Origin of the sequence: Mesorhizobium sp. M7A.F.Ca.US.002.01.1.1, assembly GCF_004022955.1 — a bacterium.
Lineage (GTDB): Bacteria > Pseudomonadota > Alphaproteobacteria > Rhizobiales > Rhizobiaceae > Mesorhizobium > Mesorhizobium ciceri.
Genome location: NZ_RZQE01000400.1, coordinates 1 through 5,555 on the forward strand (window position 1 = coordinate 1; position 5,555 = coordinate 5,555).

The 5,555-nt window shown below is 64.2% G+C and carries 6 protein-coding genes and 1 pseudogene; all 7 read left to right on the forward strand.

Annotated elements, in window-relative coordinates; all coding sequences use genetic code 11:
• Positions 1 to 183, forward strand: a pseudogene (locus tag EN932_RS27785) (FAD-dependent oxidoreductase); the annotation flags it as partial.
• A 91-nt stretch (positions 184 to 274) separates the two neighbouring features.
• Positions 275 to 1,372 carry a putative zinc-binding metallopeptidase gene (locus tag EN932_RS27790; RefSeq protein ID WP_013528805.1) on the forward strand — a complete coding sequence of 366 codons (1,098 nt, stop codon included), beginning with the start codon at positions 275 to 277 and terminating at the stop codon, positions 1,370 to 1,372.
• Between the two features lie 63 nt (positions 1,373 to 1,435).
• On the forward strand, positions 1,436 to 2,035 hold the full coding sequence (locus EN932_RS27795; RefSeq protein WP_027162879.1) for a DUF1236 domain-containing protein: 600 nt from the start codon (positions 1,436 to 1,438) through the stop codon (positions 2,033 to 2,035).
• A 172-nt stretch (positions 2,036 to 2,207) separates the two neighbouring features.
• Positions 2,208 to 3,158: a CPBP family intramembrane glutamic endopeptidase gene (locus tag EN932_RS27800; RefSeq protein ID WP_127369377.1), complete on the forward strand. Its 951-nt coding sequence runs from the start codon at positions 2,208 to 2,210 to the stop codon at positions 3,156 to 3,158.
• 290 nt (positions 3,159 to 3,448) lie between these two features.
• On the forward strand, positions 3,449 to 5,059 hold the full coding sequence (gene ffh / locus EN932_RS27805; protein ID WP_024504031.1) for a signal recognition particle protein: 1,611 nt from the start codon (positions 3,449 to 3,451) through the stop codon (positions 5,057 to 5,059).
• 7 nt (positions 5,060 to 5,066) lie between these two features.
• Complete coding sequence (locus EN932_RS27810; RefSeq protein WP_013528801.1) at positions 5,067 to 5,393, forward strand: chorismate mutase; 327 nt, start codon at positions 5,067 to 5,069, stop codon at positions 5,391 to 5,393.
• A gap of 37 nt (positions 5,394 to 5,430) precedes the next feature.
• A partial coding sequence (gene rpsP, locus EN932_RS27815) for a 30S ribosomal protein S16 (RefSeq protein ID WP_128369221.1) occupies positions 5,431 to 5,555 on the forward strand: 125 nt, incomplete at its 3' end.

The window sequence follows — 5,555 nt, forward strand, 5'->3', positions numbered from 1 at the left end:
GCCTACGCCGCCGCCCGCCCTGGCCGTTCCCTGGCGCGCGCCGCGCTCATGCAGCCGGTGGCCGACAAGATCTTCTTCGCCGGCGAGCACTTGGCCGGCCCGCTAATGCAGACCTGCGGCGGCGCACGGCTGTCGGGCGAAGCGGTGGCAAGACAGGTTGTCGCCCAGCTTGCGGCCAAATAGCTTCAGGAAAATGTGGAACGCCGCGCGGCTGTTCGCGTTGGGCACGGGCCGCCGTGAACATCTATGTCACCTCCGGTGAATTGAGACCGACATGAAACTCTTCGACTGCCCCCATTGCGGCCATCGCATCTATTTCGAGAACGCCCAGTGCCTGAACTGCGGGAACCCCGTGCTCTACGATCCCGAGCACGCCTGTTTCGCGCTGGCGAGCGCCGACGGCATCTTCCAGTGCACCAACGCCGATGAATGCGCCTGCAACTGGATGGCCGAGCCCGGACACGCCTTTTGCCGCGCCTGTGCGCTCAACCAGTTGATCCCGGATCTCTCCGTCGACGGCAACCGCCGCCGCTGGATCCGTGTCGAAGCGGCGAAGAAGCGCGCCATCTATTCGCTGCTGGCCTTCGGGCTGCCGGTGGCGCCCAAGCAGAACCCCGCCGACGAGATCGGGCTGGCCTTCGACTTCCTCGCCGATCCGATCGGCGGCGGCCCCGGCGGCGAGCGGATCCTGACCGGCCACGACAATGGCCTGATCACGCTCAACGTCGCCGAGGCGGATTCGGCCGAGCGCGAAAAGCGCCGCGTCGAGATGGGCGAGAACTACCGCACCTTGCTCGGTCATTTCCGTCATGAGCTTGGGCACTATTATTGGGACCGCCTGATCCGCGACGATCCGCACCGGCTCGAAGCTTTCCGCGCACTGTTCGGCGATGACCGCGCCGATTACGAACAGGCGCTGAAGGCCTATTATGCCAATGGTGCGCCGCCCGACTGGCAGCAAGGCCACATCTCGGCCTATGCGACCTCGCATCCATGGGAGGACTGGGCCGAGACCTGGGCTCACCACCTGCACATCACCGACACGCTGGAAATGGTGCACGCACTGAACTTTCCGCTCGGCCGGCTGGAGACGGTGGAGGCCAACGACTTGCCGCGCGGCGACACCGGCGGCGAATTGCAGGCCGCACCCTCGGAGCCGCCGACCGCGCCCGAGTCTTTCGAAAAGATCCTTGCCCGCTGGCTGGTGCTGTCGGAAGCCTCCAATTCGATCAACCGCTGCATGGGCCTGCCGGACCTCTATCCCTTTGTCATTTCGGACGTCACGGCGCGGAAATTGGACTTCGTTCACGAACTTCTGACCGATTTGCCTGGAGAACAGGGAACAAATCGTGAGTTGGCACAGGCGCTTTAGCGGGAACGCATGAGCTGCTGCCCCGTTTTCGCTGGCGAGGGACCATGAAAACGGAGAGAAACCATGAAATCCCTGTTGTTTCCGGCGGTCGCCGGAATGCTGACCGTGATGTCGGGCGCCGCGTTTGCCGACACCGCCGTCTCAGCCGTCACCGACCTTAACGTTCGCGCCGGACCCGGCCCGCAATACCCTGTCATCGGCGTGCTCGCCGCCGGTCAGTCGGCAACGCTCAATGGCTGCATCGAAAACAGCAAATGGTGCACCATAGCCGAGGCCGGCGGCCAGGGCTGGGTCTATTCCGACTATGTGACGGCCGATATAGGCGGCAGCCGGGTGGTGCTGACGCAACGGCGCGCCAGCGTTGCTGTCGTCTCGCCGCCGGAGGACATCGGCAACTACTCGACCGATTATACCGGCGCGATCATCGCCAGCGATCCGGTCGTCGATGACTTCCCGCCGCCCCCGGCTGAAGTCCGCACCTATGTCGACACGCATCGCCTCGATCCCATCTATCTGGAAGGCGAAGTGGTCACCGGCGCGACCCTGCCCGACACCGTCGAGCTGCGCGAGATTCCGGACTACAATTACCGCTATGTCTATGTGAACGGCCAGCGGGCGCTGATCGATCCGCAGACCCGGCGCATCATGTACGTCGTGCGCTGACGACAATTGGCATAAGCGGCCGCTGCCACAGCAGCGGCCGCCGGCAGGCGGCACCGCAGCGCCGCCTCTTCTGCGCCGACGCTGCTTTGAGGGTTGTGCTTTGCGGAAAACGATTCCGATTTTCCGGGCCATCGATTAGTCAATAGGCGATGACTTTGGCAAAGGAGCCCGCGTGACCATCGATCCGGCCGCCTTCGAGCGCTACAGGCATTCGCCGAACGCCAGGACGACCTTGCCGCGCCTGTTGCTCGGAACGGGGATCGTTGTCCTTTTTTGGGCAGCAACCACCGTGGCCGTGCTGGTCGGCGGCACCTATGCCTTCTTCGCCCGGCAGGCGGCCCCATCATCCGGCATGCAGGGTTTCCTCGCCTCGCCCATCGGCATCCTCGCCGCGCTCGTCTCGTTCGCCGGCATCTGGATCGGCCTGTGGGTCGCGATGCGCTGGGTGCATGGCGAGAAGCTGTCGGCGCTGCTCGGCAACAGCCGGCGTGTTTCGTGGTCCGGCTTCCTCAAGGGGCTGATCGCGGTGCTGATCACCTCGTTGATCTCCGAAATCCTGCTCTATCTCTTGCAGCCGCAGATCGCGCGCGGCCCGATCAGCCTGTCGTCCTGGCTGCTGTTTGCGATCCCGATCGCCGCGCTCACTCTGTTGCAGACCTCGTCGGAAGAGTTGCTGTTTCGCGGCTACCTGCTGCGCGGTCTCGCCAGCCGGTTCAAGAGCCCGTTCATCTGGGCGCTGCTGCCGGCCCTGCTGTTCACCTCGCTGCATTGGAGTGCGAGTTCGTCGCCAGCCATCAACGCCTGTGTGCTGGCGTCGATCGCCGCTTTCGCGTTGCTGCTGACGCTTGTCGTTTACGCAACAGGCAATCTCGGCGCCGCGCTGGGTGCTCATCTCGGCAACAACCTGACCGGCTTCCTGCTGATCTCGCATCAGGAAAGCTACAATTCCTTCGCCCTGTTCAACGCCAGGCCGCTCGAGGGACCGGGCTGGGCAACGTCGGATGCGGTTCTCATCGCCTTCATCGGCATCGCCTGCAGCCTGCTGACCATCGGGCTGCTTTTGCATCCGCGCTCGCCGCTCAAGGTCGCCGCCGAGCTTCCGGACCGCACGAGCACGGCCTGAATGCGGGTCCGGGAATGACGCTACCCGGCCCTTGTCTTGACTCTTGCGCAGATTTCCTGTCTACACGCCCCGAATTCCGCGACGAGTATCCCTCCGAGCAAGCCGACCAGGACGCCGAAACCTCTTTGAGGTGAAGTGCTGTAAATCGATCCTGGAGGCCAACACCCGGCAGCGCTGAGCGCCCCCGGGTGCTTTTTGGTTTTGGCTTTTGCTTGGACTTTTGGTTGGACACTGGGCGCGAACGCATTACCTCTCGGGCACCATCCGGGTGCCAGGGAAAAGGAAAACGAATGTTTGAATCGCTACAGGAACGTCTTGGTTCGATCCTGAACGGCCTGACCGGCCGCGGCGCGCTGTCGGAGGCTGATGTCTCGGCGGCGCTGCGCGAGGTGCGCCGTGCGCTGCTCGAAGCCGACGTGGCGCTGGAAGTGGTGCGCTCCTTCACCGACAAGGTGCGCGAGAAGGCCGTCGGCGCTGCCGTGGTCAAGTCGATCAAGCCCGGCCAGATGGTCGTCAAGATCGTTCATGACGAACTGGTCGACATGCTCGGCGCTGAAGGCGTCGCCATCGATCTCAATGCCCCGGCGCCGGTCGTCATCATGATGGTCGGCCTGCAGGGTTCCGGCAAGACAACCACTTCGGCCAAGATCGCCAAGCGTCTTTCCGAGCGTCAGAACAAGAAGGTCCTGATGGCCTCGCTCGACACGCGGCGCCCCGCCGCGCAGGAGCAGCTTCGCCAGCTCGGCGAACAGGTCAAGGTCGCCACGCTGCCGATCATCGACGGCCAGTCGCCGGTCGACATCGCGCGCCGCGCCGTGCAGGCGGCCAAGCTCGGCGGCCACGACGTCGTCATCCTCGACACCGCCGGCCGCACCCATATCGACGAGCCGCTGATGGTCGAGATGGCCGACATCAAGAAGGTATCGAGCCCGCACGAAATCCTGCTGGTCGCCGATTCGCTGACCGGCCAGGACGCCGTCAACCTGGCCAAGAGCTTCGACGAGCGCGTCGGCATCACCGGTCTCGTGCTGACCCGCATGGACGGCGACGGCCGTGGCGGTGCTGCCCTTTCGATGCGCGCCGTCACCGGCAAGCCGATCAAGCTGATCGGCACCGGCGAAAAGATGGACGGGCTGGAGGAATTCCACCCCAAGCGCATCGCTGACCGCATCCTCGGCATGGGCGACATTGTCTCGCTCGTCGAAAAGGCCGCCGAGAACATCGACGCCGAACAGGCGGCGGCGATGGCCAAGAAGATGCAGTCGGGCAAGTTCGACCTGAACGATCTCGCCGGCCAGCTTCAGCAGATGTCGAAGATGGGCGGCATGGGCGGCATCATGGGCATGATGCCCGGCATGGGCAAGATGAAGGACCAGATGGCCGCCGCCGGTCTCGACGACAAGATGTTCGGCCGCCAGCTCGCCATCATCTCGTCGATGACCAAGGCAGAGCGCGCCAATCCCGATTTGCTCAAGCATTCGCGCAAGAAGCGCATCGCTGCCGGTTCCGGCACCGACGCGGCCGAAATCAACAAGCTGCTCAAAATGCATCGCGGCATGGCCGACATGATGAAGGCGATGGGCGGCAAGGGCAAAGGCGGCGGCCTGATGCGCGGCATGATGGGCGGCCTCGCCTCCAAGATGGGCCTCGGCGGCATGATGCCCGGCGGTATGGGTGGCATGATGGGCGGCGGCATGCCGGACCTGTCGAAGATGGACCCCAAGCAGCTCGAAGCCTTGCAGAAGCAGGCGCAGGCAGCCGGCCTAGGCGGCGGCATGAAAGGCCTTCCCGGCGGCGGTGGCCTGCCCAGCGGCATGCCAGGTTTGCCCGGCGGCATGAAACTTCCCGGGCTTCCCGGCCTCGGCGGTGGCGGGCTGCCCGGCCTTGGCAAGAAGAAGTGAGGACGCCATGAACGAAGAAAAGGACATGGCCGACGCCCGCGCCCTCCTGGCAGATTACCGGGCGTCGATCGACAACATCGACGCAGCCCTCATCCACATGCTTGCCGAGCGCTTCCGCTGCACCAAGGCGGTTGGCGTGCTGAAGGCGACTCATGGCTTGCCGCCGGCCGACCCGGCACGCGAGCAGCAGCAGATCGCCCGGCTTCGCCAGCTGGCGAAGGATGCCCATCTCGACCCGGATTTCGCGGAAAAGTTCCTCAACTTCGTCGTCCGCGAAGTGATCCGCCACCACGAACAGATCGCCGCTTCCAACGGCGTGACGAAAACCAACTGAAACCCAATCAACGAACTTAGTTTTTAGGAGAAAAGAAATGCCGTTGAAGATCCGACTGGCCCGTGCGGGCTCGAAGAAGCGTCCTTATTACCACGTCGTCATTGCCGACGCCCGTTCGCCGCGTGACGGCCGGTTCATCGAGTCCATCGGCTCGTGGAACCC